The organism is Halovivax ruber XH-70 (genome assembly GCF_000328525.1).
In the GTDB taxonomy this organism is placed as follows: domain Archaea; phylum Halobacteriota; class Halobacteria; order Halobacteriales; family Natrialbaceae; genus Halovivax; species Halovivax ruber.
In genome coordinates this window covers 603,421-621,015 of sequence record NC_019964.1, presented here as the reverse complement: position 1 = coordinate 621,015, position 17,595 = coordinate 603,421, and the positions used below count along the sequence as shown (strand labels likewise).

General features: G+C 66.7%; 21 protein-coding genes. 12 read left to right on the top strand and 9 right to left on the bottom strand.

Annotation, left to right across the window (positions count from 1 at the left end; all coding sequences use genetic code 11):
• Positions 1-55: 55 nt before the first annotated feature.
• Positions 56-574, top strand: a complete 519-nt coding sequence (locus tag HALRU_RS02830) for a GNAT family N-acetyltransferase (RefSeq protein ID WP_015299901.1) — start codon at positions 56-58, stop codon at positions 572-574.
• A 77-nt stretch (positions 575-651) separates the two neighbouring features.
• Here the strand turns inward: HALRU_RS02830 and HALRU_RS02825 are convergent, their stop codons facing one another.
• The gene (locus tag HALRU_RS02825; protein ID WP_015299900.1) at positions 652-2,286 is read right to left on the bottom strand and encodes a BCCT family transporter; all 1,635 of its coding nucleotides are present in this window, start codon (positions 2,284-2,286) and stop codon (positions 652-654) included.
• A gap of 39 nt (positions 2,287-2,325) precedes the next feature.
• On the opposite strand from HALRU_RS02825, the gene HALRU_RS02820 reads away from it, so the two are divergent.
• On the top strand, positions 2,326-2,673 hold the full coding sequence (locus HALRU_RS02820; protein WP_015299899.1) for a hypothetical protein: 348 nt from the start codon (positions 2,326-2,328) through the stop codon (positions 2,671-2,673).
• 63 nt (positions 2,674-2,736) lie between these two features.
• Here HALRU_RS02820 and HALRU_RS02815 read toward each other — a convergent pair whose 3' ends face one another.
• Complete coding sequence (locus HALRU_RS02815) at positions 2,737-2,940, bottom strand: hypothetical protein (protein WP_148680410.1); 204 nt, start codon at positions 2,938-2,940, stop codon at positions 2,737-2,739.
• A 532-nt stretch (positions 2,941-3,472) separates the two neighbouring features.
• Between HALRU_RS02815 and HALRU_RS02810 the strand changes: the two genes are divergently transcribed.
• The 4 genes from HALRU_RS02810 (at position 3,473) to HALRU_RS02795 (ending at position 7,710) form a co-directional block, all read left to right on the top strand.
• Positions 3,473-5,794 carry a PAS domain S-box protein gene (locus HALRU_RS02810; protein WP_015299897.1) on the top strand — a complete coding sequence of 774 codons (2,322 nt, stop codon included), beginning with the start codon at positions 3,473-3,475 and terminating at the stop codon, positions 5,792-5,794.
• A gap of 118 nt (positions 5,795-5,912) precedes the next feature.
• Positions 5,913-6,596 carry a DJ-1/PfpI family protein gene (locus tag HALRU_RS02805; protein ID WP_148680409.1) on the top strand — a complete coding sequence of 228 codons (684 nt, stop codon included), beginning with the start codon at positions 5,913-5,915 and terminating at the stop codon, positions 6,594-6,596.
• 132 nt (positions 6,597-6,728) lie between these two features.
• Positions 6,729-7,043, top strand: coding sequence for a YbjQ family protein (locus HALRU_RS02800; RefSeq protein ID WP_015299895.1), 315 nt, complete (start codon positions 6,729-6,731; stop codon positions 7,041-7,043).
• Between the two features lie 166 nt (positions 7,044-7,209).
• Positions 7,210-7,710, top strand: a complete 501-nt coding sequence (locus HALRU_RS02795; RefSeq protein WP_015299894.1) for a hypothetical protein — start codon at positions 7,210-7,212, stop codon at positions 7,708-7,710.
• 27 nt (positions 7,711-7,737) lie between these two features.
• Here the strand turns inward: HALRU_RS02795 and HALRU_RS02790 are convergent, their stop codons facing one another.
• A complete protein-coding gene (locus HALRU_RS02790; protein WP_015299893.1) occupies positions 7,738-8,235 on the bottom strand; it encodes a hypothetical protein in 498 nt (165 codons plus the stop codon).
• Between the two features lie 168 nt (positions 8,236-8,403).
• Here HALRU_RS02790 and HALRU_RS02785 point away from each other — a divergent pair, with 168 nt between their 5' ends.
• From HALRU_RS02785 to HALRU_RS02775, 4 genes are all read left to right on the top strand, one after another.
• On the top strand, positions 8,404-9,057 hold the full coding sequence (locus tag HALRU_RS02785; RefSeq protein WP_245547774.1) for a hypothetical protein: 654 nt from the start codon (positions 8,404-8,406) through the stop codon (positions 9,055-9,057).
• Positions 9,058-9,124: 67 nt separating this feature from the next.
• Positions 9,125-9,289: a hypothetical protein gene (locus HALRU_RS15550; RefSeq protein ID WP_015299891.1), complete on the top strand. Its 165-nt coding sequence runs from the start codon at positions 9,125-9,127 to the stop codon at positions 9,287-9,289.
• A gap of 151 nt (positions 9,290-9,440) precedes the next feature.
• Complete coding sequence (locus HALRU_RS02780; protein WP_015299890.1) at positions 9,441-9,809, top strand: universal stress protein; 369 nt, start codon at positions 9,441-9,443, stop codon at positions 9,807-9,809.
• A complete protein-coding gene (locus HALRU_RS02775; RefSeq protein WP_015299889.1) occupies positions 9,806-10,504 on the top strand; it encodes a GNAT family N-acetyltransferase in 699 nt (232 codons plus the stop codon). Before HALRU_RS02780 ends, HALRU_RS02775 begins: the two co-directional genes overlap by 4 nt.
• 67 nt (positions 10,505-10,571) lie before the next feature.
• Here the strand turns inward: HALRU_RS02775 and HALRU_RS02770 are convergent, their stop codons facing one another.
• Positions 10,572-11,027 carry a universal stress protein gene (locus tag HALRU_RS02770; protein ID WP_007699416.1) on the bottom strand — a complete coding sequence of 152 codons (456 nt, stop codon included), beginning with the start codon at positions 11,025-11,027 and terminating at the stop codon, positions 10,572-10,574.
• Between the two features lie 167 nt (positions 11,028-11,194).
• On the opposite strand from HALRU_RS02770, the gene HALRU_RS02765 reads away from it, so the two are divergent.
• Together HALRU_RS02765 and HALRU_RS02760 are read left to right on the top strand one after the other, a co-directional pair.
• Positions 11,195-11,641 (top strand): universal stress protein, encoded by a 447-nt coding sequence (locus HALRU_RS02765; protein ID WP_015299888.1) that lies wholly within the window; start codon positions 11,195-11,197, stop codon positions 11,639-11,641.
• A gap of 63 nt (positions 11,642-11,704) precedes the next feature.
• Complete coding sequence (locus HALRU_RS02760; protein ID WP_015299887.1) at positions 11,705-13,000, top strand: DHH family phosphoesterase; 1,296 nt, start codon at positions 11,705-11,707, stop codon at positions 12,998-13,000.
• A 92-nt stretch (positions 13,001-13,092) separates the two neighbouring features.
• On the opposite strand, the gene HALRU_RS02755 is transcribed toward HALRU_RS02760, so the two are convergent.
• The 5 genes from HALRU_RS02755 to HALRU_RS02735 all read right to left on the bottom strand — a co-directional run bounded on the left by HALRU_RS02755 (position 13,093) and on the right by HALRU_RS02735 (position 17,486).
• Complete coding sequence (locus HALRU_RS02755) at positions 13,093-14,931, bottom strand: S9 family peptidase (RefSeq protein WP_015299886.1); 1,839 nt, start codon at positions 14,929-14,931, stop codon at positions 13,093-13,095.
• 49 nt (positions 14,932-14,980) lie between these two features.
• A complete protein-coding gene (locus tag HALRU_RS02750; RefSeq protein ID WP_015299885.1) occupies positions 14,981-15,679 on the bottom strand; it encodes a hypothetical protein in 699 nt (232 codons plus the stop codon).
• Between the two features lie 164 nt (positions 15,680-15,843).
• Positions 15,844-16,284: a DUF5807 family protein gene (locus HALRU_RS02745; RefSeq protein ID WP_015299884.1), complete on the bottom strand. Its 441-nt coding sequence runs from the start codon at positions 16,282-16,284 to the stop codon at positions 15,844-15,846.
• 114 nt (positions 16,285-16,398) lie between these two features.
• Entirely contained in the window at positions 16,399-16,974 is a 576-nt protein-coding gene (locus HALRU_RS02740; RefSeq protein WP_015299883.1) for a hypothetical protein, read from the bottom strand.
• A gap of 86 nt (positions 16,975-17,060) precedes the next feature.
• On the bottom strand, positions 17,061-17,486 hold the full coding sequence (locus HALRU_RS02735; RefSeq protein ID WP_015299882.1) for a DUF7500 family protein: 426 nt from the start codon (positions 17,484-17,486) through the stop codon (positions 17,061-17,063).
• Between the last annotated feature and the right edge of the window lie 109 nt (positions 17,487-17,595).

Genomic DNA, 17,595 nt, shown 5'->3' with positions numbered 1-17,595 from the left:
ACCCGTCTATCGCGACCGCTCCGTTTTTTGTCGACCCGACCCCAACCCACCATCCATGAACGTTCGACAGCTCCGCGGTCGCGAGGACGTGCGCGCGGCGATCGAGATAAACGGCCGGGCGTGGGAGGCGGCCTACGCCGACGTCCTCCCGGCGGACGTCCTCAAACAGGTCGCGAGCGATCCCGTCGACGAGCACGTGGACCGCCGATTCGACCAGCTCTTGGACGACCCGGCGGGCTTCCTCGTCGCCGAAGACGACGAGGGCGAGGTGCTGGGCTACGCCCACCTCCGCTGGGGCGAGGACACCCAGCCGTTCGTCGGCGAGACCGAGGCAGGCCTGAAAGAGCTCTACGTCGACCCGGAGGTCTGGGGCGAGGGTGTAGGGACAGCGCTGATAGAGCGCGGACTCGACGAACTCCCGGACGACCTCGACGCGATCACGCTCGAAATGCTCGACGGGAACGAAATCGGCGCCGGGTTCTTCGAGGCCCGTGGGTTCGAGCGAGTCGGGACGGACGAGACGCCGATCGACGGGAAGCCGTACCCGACCGTGCAATATCGCCGCGATCTGTAGGTGCCCTCGGCCTGTGACCGAGTCGGTTCGTATGATCCCGTGAATCGATTTTCACAATCGCGCCGAACACAGGCCACCTAGTCCGAGTCGGCGGGCTGTCCGGTCGATCCCTGGACGGTCACCGACGATGTCGACTCCGGTGTGTCATCCGTCCGTTCCCCGCCATCGTCACCACCCAGCGCGGCACCCAGGACGGGCACCTCTCGCTCGAACTCCAGCACCATCCCGACCATCGCGACGGCACAGAGGATCGCCGTTGGGAGCCCGACGAGGATGGTGAACGACTGCATGACGCTCATGCCGCCGGCGAGCATCAGCGCGATGGTCAACAACACCATGAGGACACCCCAGACGACGCGCGTGATCCAGGAGGGCGACTCGCCGTCGGCGACGATCATGGCGAGGCTGAGCGTCGAGGAGTCCATGGTGGTGATGAGGAAACTCACGACGAGCAACAACAGCACCCCCGAGAACAGGCCGGCGAACGGCAGGAGCTCCTCGAAGAGGGCGAAGCCGACGGCCTCCAGGCCAGCCGAGTTGTAGACGCCCAGCAGGTCGGCCGTGCCGGACGTCTGGAGCAAGAGTGCCGAGCCGCCGGTCGCCACGTACCAGGGGACGGTCAGGCCGAAGGAGCCGAACAGCCCCGCGGCGACGAGCTGGCGGAGTGTCCGCCCCTTCGAAATCCGGGCCATGAAGATGCCGACCATCGGCGCGAAGGTGAGCCACCAGGGCCAGAAGAACAGCGTCCAGCTGCTCAGCCAGTCGGCCCCCTCGGCACCGGGCGCGAAGAAGAGACTCATGCCGACGAAGTCGGTCGCGTAGCCGGTGACCGCCTGCGTCCCGAGGTCGACCAGCGACGAGAGCGGGCCGAAGGCGAACGTCGCGACCATCAGCCCGATGAGCAGGACGACGTTGAGGTCGGCGAAGCGCTGGATCCCCTTCTGGATGCCGGCGAGGACCGAGAGCAAGAAGAGGACGCCGACCAGCAGCGCGAGGCCGATTTTCCCGCCGTCACCGAGCGCGACGCCCCACTTGAATCCGAGTCCCGAGGCGAACTGGCTGATCCCGAGGCCGAAGGAGACGGTGATCCCGCTGACGATCACGATAATCATCAGCGCGTCGACTACCTTCGCCAGCCAGCCGTCCAGGTTGTCGACGCCGACGAACGGCGCGAGGACGACGGCGGGTCGGAAGTCGGCTCCTTTCCGGTAGACGTAGTACGAGATCGCCACGGCGAACACGAGGTACGTCGCCCACGCCGACAGGCCGTAGTGGAAGATGGCGTACTGGAGCGCGTCGGCCATCCCGGCCCACGTCCCCGCCTCGCCGCTGAAGAAGGGCGGCCGCGTGTCGTAGTGGACGAGCGGTTCCGCCGGTCCCCAGAACTCGAGGCCGCCCGAGGAGAGTCCGGCGGTGAACGTCAACACGATGTACTGCCAGAAGGAGAACTCGGGTTCGTCGTCGGGATCGCCGAGTTTGATCTTCCCCCACGGGCCGATCATGATGTAGACCACGAAGACGAACGAGAGGAAGACGACCCAGAGGTAGAGCCAGCCCAGGTTGGCGACGATGAGTTCGTTCGCGGTCGCCAGCTTCGCCGCCGCGGCGTCCGGCCAGCCGACGATGGCCACGATGAGTCCCAGCAGCGCAGCCACTGCGAGCGCGAACACGGGCAGGTCGGTCTCCCGTTTGAACGACTCGATCGCACTCATGGGTTGGCAGTATTGCGACTGTGTCCACCGACCGCCGGTGTGACCGCCGCCGCACCCTCGCCCGCTCGTGTCGTCGCCGTCGACGCCGGTTCGTGTCTCGCCAACGGCGACTCGTCCCTCGCCGACACCGGTTCGTCCCTCGTCGGCGCCGGGTTATCCATCGTCGGCGCCGGGTCGTCCCCCGTCGGGGCCGAATCGATATCCGTCGACGAAGCGGGGGCCGTCGTCATCGTCGATTGTCTGCCACTGTCGCGTCTCGTCGCGTCGCGTGCCGGTACGCCGAGTACCTGCATGTGCCCGGCGACCAGCGGCGTGGGATGCAAGAATCTGTTGAAGGAGAAATCGCTTTCACCGCGCCAGGGCGAAATTCCGCACCACCAGCGCTGAAACAGCACCCTGGAAGTCCATCACCGACAACTCTGGTTGGCGTCGCAGGCGATCCGGACATCCTCACCGTTCGGCGCTCGTGTTGGTGCCCGCGACGTCACCGTCCGTGATGTCGACGATCGAGCCTTCGAGCGCAGCGGCCGAACCCACATCGGAAGCACCCGTGTCCGCGTTCGCGCACGTGGCGATTGTCGCCTTGCTTCGTCCGTACCTGGCGGTCGGTCCGAACGTCTCGTCCGTCTCGAGCGCTGGCTGGACCGGCTCCAAGCGCGGTCTCGGTCGTCGGAATGGCGATCTCGTCGGTCCAGTCGATTGCGTCACCTGTGAGTTCGGCGACTGTGTCGCCGAGACCCCGTTCGGCGTCATCCCCGACATCGATGATCGGCCCACGACGGTTCGTCCTCACAGCGCTAGCCGTTCCGCGGAGGGTAGAGGCGAGTCCGAAGCCGGCGCTCGCGTTCGTGTCGATCGGAAACGTTGCAGACAACGCGGCCACGGCAACCGTCGTCTAACTGGGGGTAGCGACACCGATTCGGAAACCGTTTGACCCGCTGCCGTGTGTCTGTGCCTCTGTTCGCTCCAGGTACCCTGGGTCCGCTGTCTATTCGTTTGATTCGCTGGCCGTCCAGCCCGGGTCCTGTCTGTCGACCCGCTTTGATCGTCGATTACCCGGCTCGCCACTGCCGCCTGTGTGAAGCGAATTCGTGGTTCGTGACGCCGTTCTCTTTCGGTTATTTTCGACAGTTGTGGGTGCGATCGTATCGCAAGGACAATACCGCGGGTGTGCGTTGTAACCAGTATGCGTGATGATTCGGTCGTCGAGGCTGGAGCCTGGGTAGGTCTCGATGAGCCGATTTCCCTCTCTATCGTCGACGATACCGCAGTCGCGTCCGAAGTCGAAACCGCGTTACGGAGCGAGGCCGACTTGCACGTGTCGGTCGAAACCGATCCGAACGACGTTCTCGACGCGCTTGAAACCGATTCGACTGCCGTCGATTGCGTCGTCACCGGGTACGACCTACCCGGGACGACCGGGGTCGAACTGGTATCGCACGTTCGGGCGATCGACGCGGAATTGCCCGTTATCCTGGTGACGGATGCCGGGTCCGAGGCGATAGCGAGTGAGGCGATCTCGGCTGGCGTCACCGATTACCTGTCGAAACAGGAGACGGCCCGCCAACCTCGGACGGTGGTAAAGCGCATTCGGGACGCGGTCGACCGTCGTCGCGCACACCGCGACCGAGAACGCCACCTCACCGCGATCGAAACGGCGACGGAGGGGATCAGTCACCTGGACGAAGATGGGCGGTTTCTCTACGTCAACGAGGCGTACGCCACTCTCTACGGCTACGACCGGGCCGACCTCCTCGGCGAGTCGTGGGAGCGGCTCTACCGCCCAGCTGACGTCGAGGAAGTACGCGAGGAGATTTTGCCAGAGGTGTACGAAACGGGGAGCTGGAGCGGATACACGACCGGGCGCCGCGCCGACGGGTCGACGTTCGTCGAAGATCACAATCTCGCGTTGACCGCGGACGGGACACTCGTCTGTACGGTCCACGACGTCGACGCCCGCGACGCACGGGCGGCCGAGATCGAAGAGCGCCTCTTCGTCGATCGCGCCACGGATCTCCTGAGCGACGTCCTCTACGTCGTCGACGAAGAGGGACGCCTGGCGTGGTACAACGAGCGGCTCCCGGCGGTCTCGGGATACGAACCGTCGGCGATCGACGAGATGAGCGTCCAGGAGTTCTTTCCACACACCGAGCGAGGGCGGATCGAAGCGGCACTCGACGCCGTCTTGGCTGGCGACAGCGTGGTCGTCGAAACCGCCATCGAGACCGCTGCCGACGAACGCGTCCCGTTCGAGTTCACGGGCGATCAACTCCGCGACGGCGACGGTACCCTCGTGGGCGTGATCGGCGTCGGCCGCGATATCTCGGCGCGCCGTGCTCGTGAACGAAAACTGCGTGCGCTCAACGAGACGGGCCAGGAGCTGATGGGCGGGGAGACGCAGGCGGCGGTCGCCGAAATCGGCGTCGAGGCCGCCCGCGACGTGCTCGGCCTGGGGGCAAACGCTATCCACCTCTACGACGAGGAGACGGGCGGTCTCGTCCCGGTTGCCCAGACCGAGAGCGGCGGGGAACTCCTCCCCGATCCGCCGACGCTCGAACCCGGTTCGAGTATCGCGGGGCGTGTCTTCGAATCGGGCGACTCCTACGCCTCCGACGACGTCCGGGCCGACCCGGACGTGTTGAACCCGGCGACCTCGATCGAGAGCGAGGTCTTTCTGCCCCTCGGCGAGTACGGCGTCCTCATCGCAGCGTCCGAAACGCCACACGCGTTCGACGACGAAGACGTCGTCCTCGGCGAGATTCTCGCCGGTTCGATCGAGGCGGCGCTCGAGGCGGTCGAACGGACCGAGCAACTCGCCGCCCGGCAGCGGCAACTGACGGCACAGAACGATCGTCTCGAGGAGTTCGCATCGGTCGTCAGTCACGATCTCCGCAACCCGTTGCAGGTGGCCAGCGGACAGGTCGAACTCGCACGGGAGACGGGGGCCGACAGTGACGCCCTCGGCGAAGCGATCGCGGCCCTCGACCGGATGGACGCGCTCATCGACGACCTGTTGACCCTCTCACGACAGGGTGAGACGATCGGGTCGCTGGAACCGGTGGTCCTCGACCACCTCGCCCGACAGTGCTGGGGGACCGTCGATACGCCGGCGGCGACGATCCGCTGTGATTCGGACCTGGTCGTTCGCGCCGACCGGAGCCGCCTTCGACAGTTGCTCGAAAATCTGTTGCACAACGCCGTCGAACACGGCCGTCCGATCGAGCCGTCGGACACTCGCTGGATGACTTCCGAGGGAGACGCCTCCCTCACGGTGACGGTTGGCGCCACCGAGGACGGATTCTTCGTGGCAGACGACGGGCGGGGGATTCCGCCGGACGATCGCGATCGAATCTTCGAGACCGGCTACACCACCTCGAGCGACGGGACCGGCTTCGGCATGGGAATCGTTCGACAGGTCGTCGACGCCCACGGGTGGTCCATCGAGGTAACCGAGAGCGCCGGCGGCGGCGCCCGATTCGACGTGACCGGGGTGGAGATCCTCGAGTGAGTGCCCGCTCGATCCCTCGCCGCCGTGGAACGCGAACTCGTCGGCTGCCGGCACCATACCAGTGCTCTCGTCGTCACGCTGTCTACGTATTATGTTGCTCCGCGACGTGGTCACTCGCGTGACTGCAATTCTGTTCGTCGTCAGCGAGCACGGCTATTGGGCAGAAGAGTGCGTCGACCCGCTCACGACGCTATCCGACGCGGGCGTCGAGATCACCGTCGCCACCCCCACGGGTGAGCCGCCGGTCGTCGACGACATGTCGCTCGACCCGGACGAGGTGGGCGAGGAGACGGCCGAGCACGTCCGGACCGTGATCGACTCCGACGAGCGCCTCGCCGATCCCATCGCGCTGGCCGACGCCGTAGCCGACGACTACGACGCCGTCTTCTTCCCCGGCGGCCACGGAGTCGAGTGGGACGTGACGCAGGATCACCACGCCCGTGAGCTCCTCAGTGAGACCGTCGCGGGCGAGGATGGCAAAGCGCTCGTCGTCTGTCACGCCGTGGGGCTCCTGGCGTTTACGCGCGACGCCGACGGCGACTTCCTCGCAGCGGACAGAACCGTCACCGGCTTTCCGAACGCCTGGGAGGAGGGGATCGTCGACGACCGAGACCTGCTGCCGGACGGGCGAAAACTTCCCTACTGGGTCGAAGACGAGGTCCGCGCCGTCGGCGCGAACTGGGACGCCGAACTCGACGCCGACACCTCGGTGCAAGTCGACGGCGACCTCGTCACTGGCCGCGGTCCCGAATCCTCGCACGCGGCGGCCCGGACGCTGCTGGACGAACTCGGTGTCGCGTAATCGACCGGCCACAGGCAGCCACGTTGCCCCTCGACGGATGGGTCGGCCGAAGGGGCGATCGTCGAACGTGTTGGCGAACGGATTAGCACGGCATAGCAAAGATAAACTGTTTGGTTCTCCTACTATTCTCACATGGAGATAGTCACGACCGAGACGATCCCGGACGAAGAGATCGAGGAAGCACTCGGCATCGCCCGCGGGAACACCGTCAAGGCGAGAAACGTCGGCCGCGACATCACCCAGAGCATCCGCAACATCACCGGCGGCGAGCTCAAGGCGTACTCCGAACTGCTCACCGATGCACGCGACGAGGCCATCGCCCGGATGACCGACGACGCGGCGGCGATGGGCGCCGACGCGGTCGTCAACGTCCGTATGGAGAGTTCGGAAATCGCCGGCGGCAGTTCGGAGGTCATCGCCTACGGGACCGCAGTGACGCTGCAGTGACCATCGTCGAACCTCGGCGGGTGTTGCGCTGTCACCTGCGGCGTCCGCTACCGCGTCATCACCCGCCGTGGCCGGTACTGCGCCGCGACCCGCCGCGGCCGCTATCGCGCAGGCACCCACCCCGGCTGCAACCCCGTTTGCCACTCCGGCACTGTTCGCCCCACGCATGAGCGACGTCTCGATCGATCGCGTCGATCCGGCACGGACCGGCGTCAAGGCGGGCCGCGTCGTCGGCCTCCTGACGGGGATCCTGGCCGTCGTGAGTCTGCTGTCGGTCCGCGAGGTATTCGTCGGGCGCCTGCTCACGTCGGTCGAACTCGTCGGCCTCGGCCCGAGTCTCGTCGGGCTGGATCCCGGCGCGACGGCGACGGTCTACTTCTGGCTCTACACCGCGGGCGCGGCCGTCGGCCGGTACGCACTGGCGTACGTGGTTGGATCGCTCGTCGGCGTCGTCTACGACTGGCTCGAGAATCCCTCGGCGCCGACGCTCGTCGCGATGCTCCTCGCCATCGGGCTGGTCGACGGTGCCGTCCAGGCGTTCGACACCCGGAGCCTCCTGCTCGGTGGTGCGTACGTTCTCGCCTGGCTCGCCTACGTGCCGGCCTTCTACTGGTTGTACGATCCGGACGCGAAAACGCGTCCCGAGCGTCACCGGCGCGGGGGGTAGGTCGCGCCGGGTGGCTGTGGACGCCGATCAGGACCGACCGTCGCCCTCGATCGTCCCCTCCAGTTCGGCGAAGTCCTCGACGACCTCGATCGTGACCGGCTGGTCGGTGTAGGTCTGGCCGAGAAAGACGACGACGTGTTCTTCGTCGGGGTCACTGACCTCGATCGTCCGGGAGTCGCCACCGGACGCCGATCCGTCATCCGTCTCGAACAGAACGGAGATCGCGTACGTGCCGGCGGTCGTCAGCGTGTCCTCGTAGATCCCGTCGTCCCCGTCCGGGGTCAGGTCAAGCTCCGTATCGAGCAGTGTCTCGCCGCTCGGATCGGTCAGCGTGAGCGAGCCGGTCACGGGTTCGTCAGTCGTGTTGAACACGTTGACGTCGCCGACGATACGATCGACGACCAGTTCGCTCAGTCGTGTACAGCCCGCGGTCGCGACGGCGAGTGCGCCCGTACCCATCGCGAGCACGCGGCGTCGAGAAACCGCGCCGCGCACGGGAGCGAGGTCGCTGCCGATCGACTCCATACGCTGTCTTGTCGGAGTGGCTATATTAGTCCAGCGAGTCTGGCGACGCCTCTCGTGACTCTCGCTCTCGCAAACTGAACAGACTCGATGACCCGCACAAAGCGGTTTATCGCTGTCGAGTATAGCGGTCACTGACCGAGTATGCACCGCCGTCGAACACTCGCCAGCGTGGCAACGCTCCTCGCGGCGACGGTCGGGGGCTGTCTTCGGGACCGCATCGGTTCCGGCGGTGGGCCGGCCGGGCCCGACGACCCACGTGGCAACGACTCCAGCGATAGCCCGACCGAATCGAACGAATCCGATGGCGACGAGTCCGACGACGGCTCTTCGGGAACTGACTCGTCTGGCGACGACTCGTCGATCGAACTGTCCGATTACGCGGTGAGCGACTACGTCGTCGAACCGACCGTCGATAGTGGGGACGAGACGGACGTCTGGGGAGTCTACTTGGCCTCACGATCGGCCGCGGATGCGGCGTTCACGGCTGCCACCGGCTCGGACGCCGACGCCGTTCGCGCATTCGTCTCGGAGACGGCGTTCGACGACGGCGAGACACTGCTCTTCGTCCGGGCGCTGGCGCCCCAGACCTGTTACGCCCTCGAACTCGACGACGAGCCGACCGTCGACGAGGCGGGGCGTCCCCAGGTCTCGCTCGCCGTGACGCGAACCGCCCCACCCGAGGACCTCTGCGGCGAGGCGATCACGCCCGTCTCCGTGCTCGTCCGACTCGCGTTCGCGCGGACTGTCCCCAACACCCTGTCGGTGACCGTTTCCGGGCGCGGTGACCAGCCCACCGAACTCGAGCTTCAGGCGATTCGATAGCGTTCAGTTGCTACGAGCGCTGAGACGCAGCGGAGGGGTTTTCCGCCGCTGCGGTGTCCAGTTTGCCATGCCACGCTCCGACGATCGGCCCGACGGCGAGACGGTCGGCGCGGGAATCGCCGTCGGCGCGGGGATCGGCCTCCTCCTCGGCGTCGTGATGGACGACCCGGCGCTCGGCCTCTCGATCGGACTGGCGATCGGGATCGTCGCCGCCGCGTTCCTGTCTGGGTGAGCGACGGCCGGACGCCGAGTACTCGTTTCCAGCCGAGCGCACCCCGTTGTGCCCGATGGCAGCCCGTCCGCCGCCCACCGCACACTCGCGGTGAACGACGCTCCATTCGCAGCCCCGCAATTATTTTCCCCCGGCCCCGCAAACGCGGAGTATGAACGTGTTGCTGGGCCTCGGCGGGACCGACGAATCGATCCAGGCCCTGGAGGCCACCATCGACCGCGCCAGCGCGGTCGGTGACGAGCTGGTCGTGGCTATCCTGGACAAAGCCGACGCCCCGCGGTCGCCGGCGGAGATGCGGTCGGAGACGGCAGCGACCCTCGAAGCGGCCGGGTTCGACGCGGATATCCGCGAACTCGAGGGCGATCCCGGCCCGGCGCTGGTCGAGCTCGCCGAACGGGAGGGGTTCGACCACGTCGTCATCGGCGGCGGCACCGAGACGCCGATGGGCAAGATCCGCCTCGGCCCGATCACGGAGTTCGTCCTGTTGAACGCCTCGATGCCGGTCACCCTCATCCGATGAACGTAGAACGCTCGCGACGGTACCCGGACGAACCCGCCGGGCCGTTTCCGACCCCGCCCGCGACGCACACCGACGCCGAGGGCCGCGACCTCGCGATCGAACGGGTGGCCACCGATGGGGCGGTCCACGACTCGCTCACGCGAATGTACGATCGCTTCAACCCGGCCGATCGGGCCCAGGGCATCCCGCCGACCGGCGAGGCACAGATCCGCGACTGGCTCGACCCACTGATCGACACCGGTGTCAACGTCGCGGTTCGGCCGCTGGAGCCGACCGCCTCGGCCACAGCCGGCCAAACGACACCGGACGCGTCCACGCCCGACGCTGCTACCGACGCCGACCGGAACGACGACGCGGACGCAGACGCCACCAGCGCCGACACCGGGTCGATCGAGTACGTCGGTCACGCCGTCCTCGTCCCCGACACCGACGAGTCGGGCGCACTCGACGACCCGGGTCGCTACGAGTGGGAACTCGCGATCTTCGTCTTACAGGAGTATCAGGGAGCGGGCGTCGGGACCGCGCTGCTCGAACACCTCCTCGGTGAAGCGACCGCAGTCGGGATCGAACACGTCTGGCTCACCGTCGAACGCTGGAACAGCCCGGCGATCTCGCTGTACGAATCGACCGGGTTCGAATCCGTTGGCACGGAACGATTCGACATCGAGATGTCGATCCAGCTCGATCCGGCCTGATCGGCGGCGGTATCGATTCTCACCTCGCGACGGTGACCCGTGTGCGTGCTGGTGATTCCACCGCTCCTCAAACCGAGAGCACCGGCTGGGTCGCGTAGCCCAGCACGTACTCGGCGACGGTTTCCAGGACGGTGGCGGGGCCGTCGGTCGAGGGCCGCGGGACGACGACGAGGTCGGCGTCGACGTCGTCGGCCGTGTCCAGCACGACGCTTCCCGGGTGGGTCGTCTTTCGTTCGCGCGAGAAGCCGTGGACCGTCGACGTGGTGATCGGGACGCCCCGGTCGTCGGCGTGGGACCGCACGTCCGCGAGGTAGGTCCTGACGCTCTCGGCGACGTCGGCTTCCTCGACGGCGTCGGCGTCCATCCCGAGGACGACCTCGCGACCGAGGACGAAGAGGACGTGGACGGTGGCGTCGTAGCGGTCGGCGAGTTCGACGGCGTCGTCGACCGCGGCCGTCGAGGCGTCGCTGCCGTCGACGGGAGCGAGCACCGTCTCGACCGAAAGCGCAGCGGTGTCGTCCATGCCGGAGGGTGCGTCGACCGGGATCAAAAAGGTCCCTCTTCGGCCGAGGGATTCGGCGGCGATCGAGTCGAGCAGCGTGGGAGATACCGGGACGGAGGACTGTCGGCCAGGGAGCAGTGCCGAGGCGGACGGGAGGAATTATGGGCGGGCGATCCGAACCCACGGCTATGTTCGAGCGAGTGCTCGTCGCGACGGACGGGTCCGAAAGCGTCAGGCGCGCCATCGACGTCGGCCTCGACGTCGCAGCGCGCTTCGACGCCGACCTTCACGCGGTGACGGTGCTGGATACGGGTGAACTCGCGTCCACTCCCGAGGCGCTCCGCGAGGAGTATCGAGCCGCGCTGGAGTCGCAGGCGGAGACGGCGCTCGATTCCTTGGAGCAGCAGGTGGCGACCGAGTCCGTCTCGACGGCCATCCGCGACGGGCGACCCGAAGCCGAAATCCGGGCCCACGCCGACGAGATCGACGCCGACCTGATCGTCGCCGGCACGCGCGGTCGCCACGGCGAGCACCGCCAGCTCCTGGGGAGCGTCGCCGAACACCTCGTCAGGACGTCGTCGGTCCCGGTCCTCACGGTGCGCCAGCTCGCCACGGACGAGGAAGCCGAACTCTGAGTATCACACTACCGACCGACCGGAGACCGCCGAGTTCTTCTCCCCGCTCCGCGAACGGAGCGCATGGACGACCTGTTCGACACGACAGATCTCGACCCGGCGCGCCGGAGTCTGCTCCCCGGAGCCGGCTTCTTCCTCCCCGACGATCTCGAGGCCGACCTCGAGAGCGACCGCATCGAAGCCGCCGTCGCCGACGCCGAGTGTGTCGTCGTCGCCGATCCCGACGCCGATGGGCTGGCCTGCGTCGCGCTGATCCGCGAGGCCTACGACGACGTGCTGAAACTGCCGGAGCTGGATGCCAGAGACGACGAGAGCGACGCCGAAAGCGACGGCGAGACCGACGACGCTGACGGCAGCGCCGGGGCGGTCGAGACGTCCGCTTCCGACGCCTCGGCAGAGACATCCGATCACGACACCCCGGCCGAGGCGATCGATTCTGACGCTCCGAGCGAGGCGATCGACGCCCCCGAGCCGGGTCCACACGACGTGGTGCTGGTGCCGGCGAGTCCCCACGACGTCGAGGACGCCCTCGGTCGCGTCGCCGGTGCCGCCAGATCCGGCGTCGACCTCTTCGTCTGTGATCTCGCACCCGACCGGTACGAGTACGTCGCCGACGAGCTCGAGGCAGCGGTGAACGTCGCCGACTCGGTTCGCTGGTACGACCACCACCAGTGGGACGACGACGTGGCGGCCGCCGTCCGGGACGCGGGGGCGGACCTCGTCGTCGGCGACTCCGACGAGGAGTGCAGCGCCGACGTCGTCGCACGTTCGCTCGAGACCACGTTCGACGATCGCCTCACCGATCTCGTCGCCGTCACGCGCGATCACGACCTCTGGATCCGCGAGGATTCCCGCAGTGACGATCTCGCGGACTACGCGTACTGGACCGATCCCGAGGAGTACGTCGAGGTCGTCCGCAAACACGGCGCCGACCTGCCCGAGTGGGTGCGCGAGTTCCTCGCCGAGCGTCGCGTCGAGAAAGAGCGCCTGATCGAGTACGCGGTCGACCGCGCGGAGTTCCACGCGGTCGGTCCCTACACCGTCGGCGTCACCTACGGCCGCTGCTCGCAGAACGAGGTCGCGGAGGCGCTTCGCGAACAGGGTGCCGACGCCGCCGTCGTCGTCAAACCCGCAGGGAGTGCCTCGATCCGCGGGACGGACACGTTCGACCGCTGCCACGAGGTCGCCGACCGCGTCAACGGCGGCGGTCATCCGAAGGCCGCGGGCTGCAAACCCGACATCTACGACGACATGCTCGACTACGCGAACCACTGGACGACCCGCGGTGCGGTCACCAAACGCGTCATCCTTCGAGCGTTCGAAGCCGTGGTAGAAACCGATCGGCCTGATGAGGAGTAGCGTCGACGCCGGCTAGAGCCACCGTTCCAGGTAGTCGCGGAACAGTAGTAGCGACGTGGGTCAGAGTCGCGGAGCAATAGTGGCGACGTAGGTCAGAGCTGCCGATGCAGATAGTCGCCGAGCAGGTCGAACTTGCGGACCTTCTGTTCGATGTCCGTCGAGCCGTGGCCCTCCTCGCCGAGTTCTGTGTACTCGTAGTCCGTACCCTCGGTCCAGCCGCGTTCCTCGAGCGCGTCACGGAAGATTCGGGCCTGTTCGATCGGACAGCGGGGATCGTTGACGCCGTGGATCATGTAGATGGGCCGTTCGATCTCGTCGACGTGTTCGATCGGGCTCCGGTCGCGCCACAGTTCGTGATTCTCCTCGGGATCGCCCATCTGCTGGCGGAGCATGTACTGGAAGTGGGGCATGTCCTCCTCGTAGAGGCGGTGGAGATCGGTGATGCCGACCGAGGCGATGCCGGTCGTCCACAGCGTCGGGTAGCGCGTCAGCTGTGAGTAGACGGAGTAGCCGCCGTAACTGCCGCCGTAGACGGCGACCCGGTCCGCGTCGATCCAGTCTTGGTCCATCAGCCACCGGCCGCCCGCGGCGACATCGGCCTGCTCCATCCCGCCCCAGTCGCCGAGGATCGCCTGCTTGAACGCCCGACCACGCCCCGTCGACCCCCGGTAGTTGGGCTGGAAGACCGCGTAGCCGCGGGAGACGAGGAACTGGGCCATCAGGCCGAACGCCTTCGACGACCGCGCGTGCGGGCCGCCGTGGACGTGGACCACGCCCGGAACGGCCGTCTCGTCGCCTGCTCTGACCGGTCCGTCTCGGGGATCGTACAGCAGCCCGCCGATCTCGAGGCCGTCCTCGCTCTCGTAGGTGACGTACTCGGCGTCGACGAAGGCGTCGGGGTCGACGTCGCCGTAGGTCGCTTCGAGCAGGACCTCGTACTCGTGCGTTTCGAGGTCGTACTCGTACAGCTCCTTGCGCGCGTCCGGGCGGGAGTGAGAGAAGACGAGCGTCGAGTCGTCGACGAACGCACTCGTCCGGCCGCCGGGGATCGAGGCGACTCCCTCCGCGACGGCCAGTTCGGTCGCCTCGTCCGTCTCGAGATCGTACACGACGGGCATCGTCGCCCCGCGGCGCTGTCGCGAGACGAGGACGTACCGGCCGTCTGGCGAGATCGCCGCTGGGGCCTCTTCGGCCTCGTGCAGGCCAAGCCACTCGATCTCGTCGGTCGCGAGCGCGTAGATCCCGACGCGACGGAGATCGGCGGCGTTGTCCGAGACGAGTACCCGTTCACCGTCGGGGAACCAGCCACTGACCGTCGATTCCGAACCGTCCTCGCCGATGTCGAGGCGGCGTTTCTCGCTCCCGTCGGCGGCCATCACGTACGCGTCTCGGTTCTCGAGGGCGTCCGATTCGTTGGTGGCGTACGCGATCCGATCGTCGTCAGGACTGAACGCCCCGTACATGACCGGATGCTCGTAGGCGGTGAGTTGCTGGCGCTCGTCACGCGCCGTGTCGTACCGGTAGAGGTTCATCTGCTCTCCCTCGTCGCTGCCGTACAGCACCGTCTGGCCGTCCATCGTCGTGTCCATGAAGATGGCCTGGCCGTCCACCGACACGATGGGCTCGACGGTTCCGTCTGCCGTCACCCGAACGAGGTCGTTCTGCTCGTCGCCGGCGTCGTCCTGGTGGAAGTAGACGCCGCTTCCGTCCCGACTCCACTGGACGTGCCAGCGCGCGCTCCTCGGTGCTTCCCCGTCGGTGACCTGCTCGTAGCTCCCACGCTCTCGATCGAACAGGTAGAGGTCGTTCCGACCGTGTTCGTCGTAGTAGAACGCCACCTGACTGCCGTCCGGTGAGACGACGGGGTGGTAGAACTCGGGGAGGCGGGCGAGCGTCTCGGGGTCGACGGACTGTGTGTCGGGTGTGTGCATACACCGATGTACACACGGGTCGAAATAACAGTTGGGTTACCGGTCTTCCTCACTCCCGCGAGAGCACGTACCGCAGGACCAGCTGCAGGACGTGGACGAAGACGCCAGCGATGGCCACGTAGACGCCGATCGCCTGGATCGTCGCCGAGGCGACCGCGTTCTCGCGGACGCGCCAGATCTCCCAGCCGAGTCGCAGCAAGAATCCGAGGAAGAGCAGGACGAAGCCGACGAGCAGGAGCTGCGAGAGGACGAAGGTACCGATCGCGATGGCGCCGATACCGCCGAGGAACGCGTAGGTGGCGTAGGTGCCCCAGGCGGCGAACGACTTGGCCCGTCCGTAGACGTACGCGGCGATGAGGGCGGTGAGCACTGCCGTGACGAGGGCCGTGATGGCGAGGATCTCGACGCGCAGGTCGAGCGGGGCGATCGCCAGGACGCCCGCGCCGAAGGTACCGAACGCGAGGATCAGTATCGCCGTTCCGAGCGCGGCGATCCCGAGGTTGCCGCGTTCGACGCCCCGTTCGGCGACGTACTCGCCGCCGCCGATCGCGACCCCGTAGACGAGGACGCCGACGATCGGGGCCGCGAACAGCTGTCGATTGAGGGCGGCCAGCGGCGTCATCGCGAGGACGTACATGACGGCGATCGTCACGAGCAGCAGGCCGGTGGCACCGCCGATAACCCTGGCGTCCCGTCCGGAGAGGCCGAATCCGGTCTCGGTCGACGTGCCGGTTCCGACGGAGTTCATGGGTGCGTGCTACAGCAAGCACTGGGAAATAGATTTGTCGCATTCGTCACGTTCGGCGTCGTCGACCTTGTACAGGCGACCGGGTAGCGAAACTCGCAGCCGACGGGAGGGAACGACCGCCGGGAGTCCCACTCACGCCAAGTGTTCTCGCCCAGCTGTGTATTTCACTCTTCGACGACCCACTTGTCCGAGTACGCCTCGCCGCACGTACATCGCGCATAGGCGTGAACGACGTCGCCTTCGGCGTAGAGCCCGCCGACGTCCTCGTTTTGCTCTTCACTGAAGGCGAAGATGAACTTGAGGTCGTGTGTATCGTCGTCATCGTTCCCGTCACCGTGCTCCGGACAGGTCGCGTCGGTCAACGTCTCGGCGATCTCGCCTTCGGTCCCCATTGCCTCCTTCGCGAAGGCCATCGCGTCGAGGCCGGTCGCGGCACGGAAGGCATTGCGGCCCTGCTCGCCCTCGACGACGAGGAGGGTGCCGTCGGCGACCCGGTCGCCGTAGTCTTCGAGTTTCGTCTCGTCGTCGATCGCGTCGTCTTCGATGTAGATGGCGACGTCGTCCGGCCGGTCTCCGGCCAGAAACGCCTCGCGGTCGGTCGGCATACGACGACGTGAGTGCCGAACGGGGAAAAAGGACGTTATTCGACACTGCAACGTCAGCGTGTAGGCTGGGTCCTGCGAGGATCCGATCGGCCGACGACTGCCCCCGTCACGTTCCTACGAACCGTCGTCCCCCTCGTCACCGTACACCTTCGAGTTAAGGATCAGGTTCCAGAGCGTTTGCAGATCCCGGTCACCTGATGACTGGGTCTCGTTGGTAGCGTTGGTCTCGTCGTCTCCGCTATCACTCTCACCGTCGTGCTCGTGTATCCACTCGGTTCTGACGCCCCAGCCATGTGCCTGGTCGTCGAACGGAGCGGCTATCTCACAATTGAGGAAGCTGATGTCGGAGCCGCGATCGACGAGCCCACCTTTGTACACCTGATAGACGATTCCGATTTCGTCGTTCGATTCCGGTATCGTATCCGCTCCCGACTGATAGGTGAGGTAGAGGATATCGTCGCCCCTGGTGAGTTTCTCGACGGTGATTCCGTTCTCTTCGAGGAAGTAGTAGAACTCCGCCGGCGTCCCTTCGCGGGCGATCGGCGGTTCGGCCGGGCGAATTTCTTCGCGATTCGTCTCGGAGGCAGAATCGCCGAGACAGCCGGCGATCCCGGCGGCGCTGAGCCCACCGATCCCTGTGAGGAGGTGCCGGCGGGTGTGGGCGGTCGCATCGGACCCGTCTACTGACATACGGAGTGATCGGTTTCTCGGACGGAAATAGGTCCGTTCGATATCGAGCGCCGTATCGGGCACGGAACCGGGGCTGCGAAAGCGACTCAGATCCGTTCGTCGAGATCGGTCGTCGCAATCAGCACTTCGAGGGCCTCCATCGGCGTCACGTCCTCGTCAAGCTGGGTGGCGTACCAGGCCATCATGTCGGCGAACACCTCACGGATGTCGGCCGACGTGTTCCGGTGGCGGGCCACCTCGCCGTCGGTCTTCAGACTGATATCGACGCCGTGGGGTGCCGGATCGGCGGCGAGTGCACCGGTCGGATCGGGGTCGAGCGATTCAACCGGATCGGGGTCGCGAGCAGCGCTGTCCGTGTCGAGTGGTGACGACGCATCACCGGCGGCCGGTCGATCGTCCGAGTCACCGGGTTTGACGATGAACCGATTGTCTTCGATTCGCTCGACGTGGTCCGGGTCTAACTGGAGATCGTCGGGGTCGAGCACGCCGTCGTCGGAGTGGTCGGCGGTCATGGGGGTCGGCTACCTCTTCGATGGGCGGCGATCGTTGTAGGGGTATCGGCCGAGGACGGAAACGAGCGGTTCGACGGCTCCGCTCTGTCGTCGGGGAATCGAGCATCGT

Bases quoted from the DNA above. Each gene is read 5' to 3' on its own strand.
- HALRU_RS02830 (WP_015299901.1), top strand. From the start codon at position 56: ATGAACGTTCGACAGCTCCGCGGTCGCGAGGACGTGCGCGCGGCGATC.
- HALRU_RS02825 (WP_015299900.1), bottom strand. From the start codon at position 2,286: ATGAGTGCGATCGAGTCGTTCAAACGGGAGACCGACCTGCCCGTGTTC.
- HALRU_RS02810 (WP_015299897.1), top strand. From the start codon at position 3,473: ATGCGTGATGATTCGGTCGTCGAGGCTGGAGCCTGGGTAGGTCTCGAT.
- HALRU_RS02800 (WP_015299895.1), top strand. From the start codon at position 6,729: ATGGAGATAGTCACGACCGAGACGATCCCGGACGAAGAGATCGAGGAA.
- HALRU_RS02795 (WP_015299894.1), top strand. From the start codon at position 7,210: ATGAGCGACGTCTCGATCGATCGCGTCGATCCGGCACGGACCGGCGTC.
- HALRU_RS02790 (WP_015299893.1), bottom strand. From the start codon at position 8,235: ATGGAGTCGATCGGCAGCGACCTCGCTCCCGTGCGCGGCGCGGTTTCT.
- HALRU_RS15550 (WP_015299891.1), top strand. From the start codon at position 9,125: ATGCCACGCTCCGACGATCGGCCCGACGGCGAGACGGTCGGCGCGGGA.
- HALRU_RS02780 (WP_015299890.1), top strand. From the start codon at position 9,441: ATGAACGTGTTGCTGGGCCTCGGCGGGACCGACGAATCGATCCAGGCC.
- HALRU_RS02775 (WP_015299889.1), top strand. From the start codon at position 9,806: ATGAACGTAGAACGCTCGCGACGGTACCCGGACGAACCCGCCGGGCCG.
- HALRU_RS02770 (WP_007699416.1), bottom strand. From the start codon at position 11,027: ATGGACGACACCGCTGCGCTTTCGGTCGAGACGGTGCTCGCTCCCGTC.
- HALRU_RS02765 (WP_015299888.1), top strand. From the start codon at position 11,195: ATGTTCGAGCGAGTGCTCGTCGCGACGGACGGGTCCGAAAGCGTCAGG.
- HALRU_RS02760 (WP_015299887.1), top strand. From the start codon at position 11,705: ATGGACGACCTGTTCGACACGACAGATCTCGACCCGGCGCGCCGGAGT.
- HALRU_RS02755 (WP_015299886.1), bottom strand. From the start codon at position 14,931: ATGCACACACCCGACACACAGTCCGTCGACCCCGAGACGCTCGCCCGC.
- HALRU_RS02750 (WP_015299885.1), bottom strand. From the start codon at position 15,679: ATGAACTCCGTCGGAACCGGCACGTCGACCGAGACCGGATTCGGCCTC.
- HALRU_RS02745 (WP_015299884.1), bottom strand. From the start codon at position 16,284: ATGCCGACCGACCGCGAGGCGTTTCTGGCCGGAGACCGGCCGGACGAC.
- HALRU_RS02740 (WP_015299883.1), bottom strand. From the start codon at position 16,974: ATGTCAGTAGACGGGTCCGATGCGACCGCCCACACCCGCCGGCACCTC.
- HALRU_RS02735 (WP_015299882.1), bottom strand. From the start codon at position 17,486: ATGACCGCCGACCACTCCGACGACGGCGTGCTCGACCCCGACGATCTC.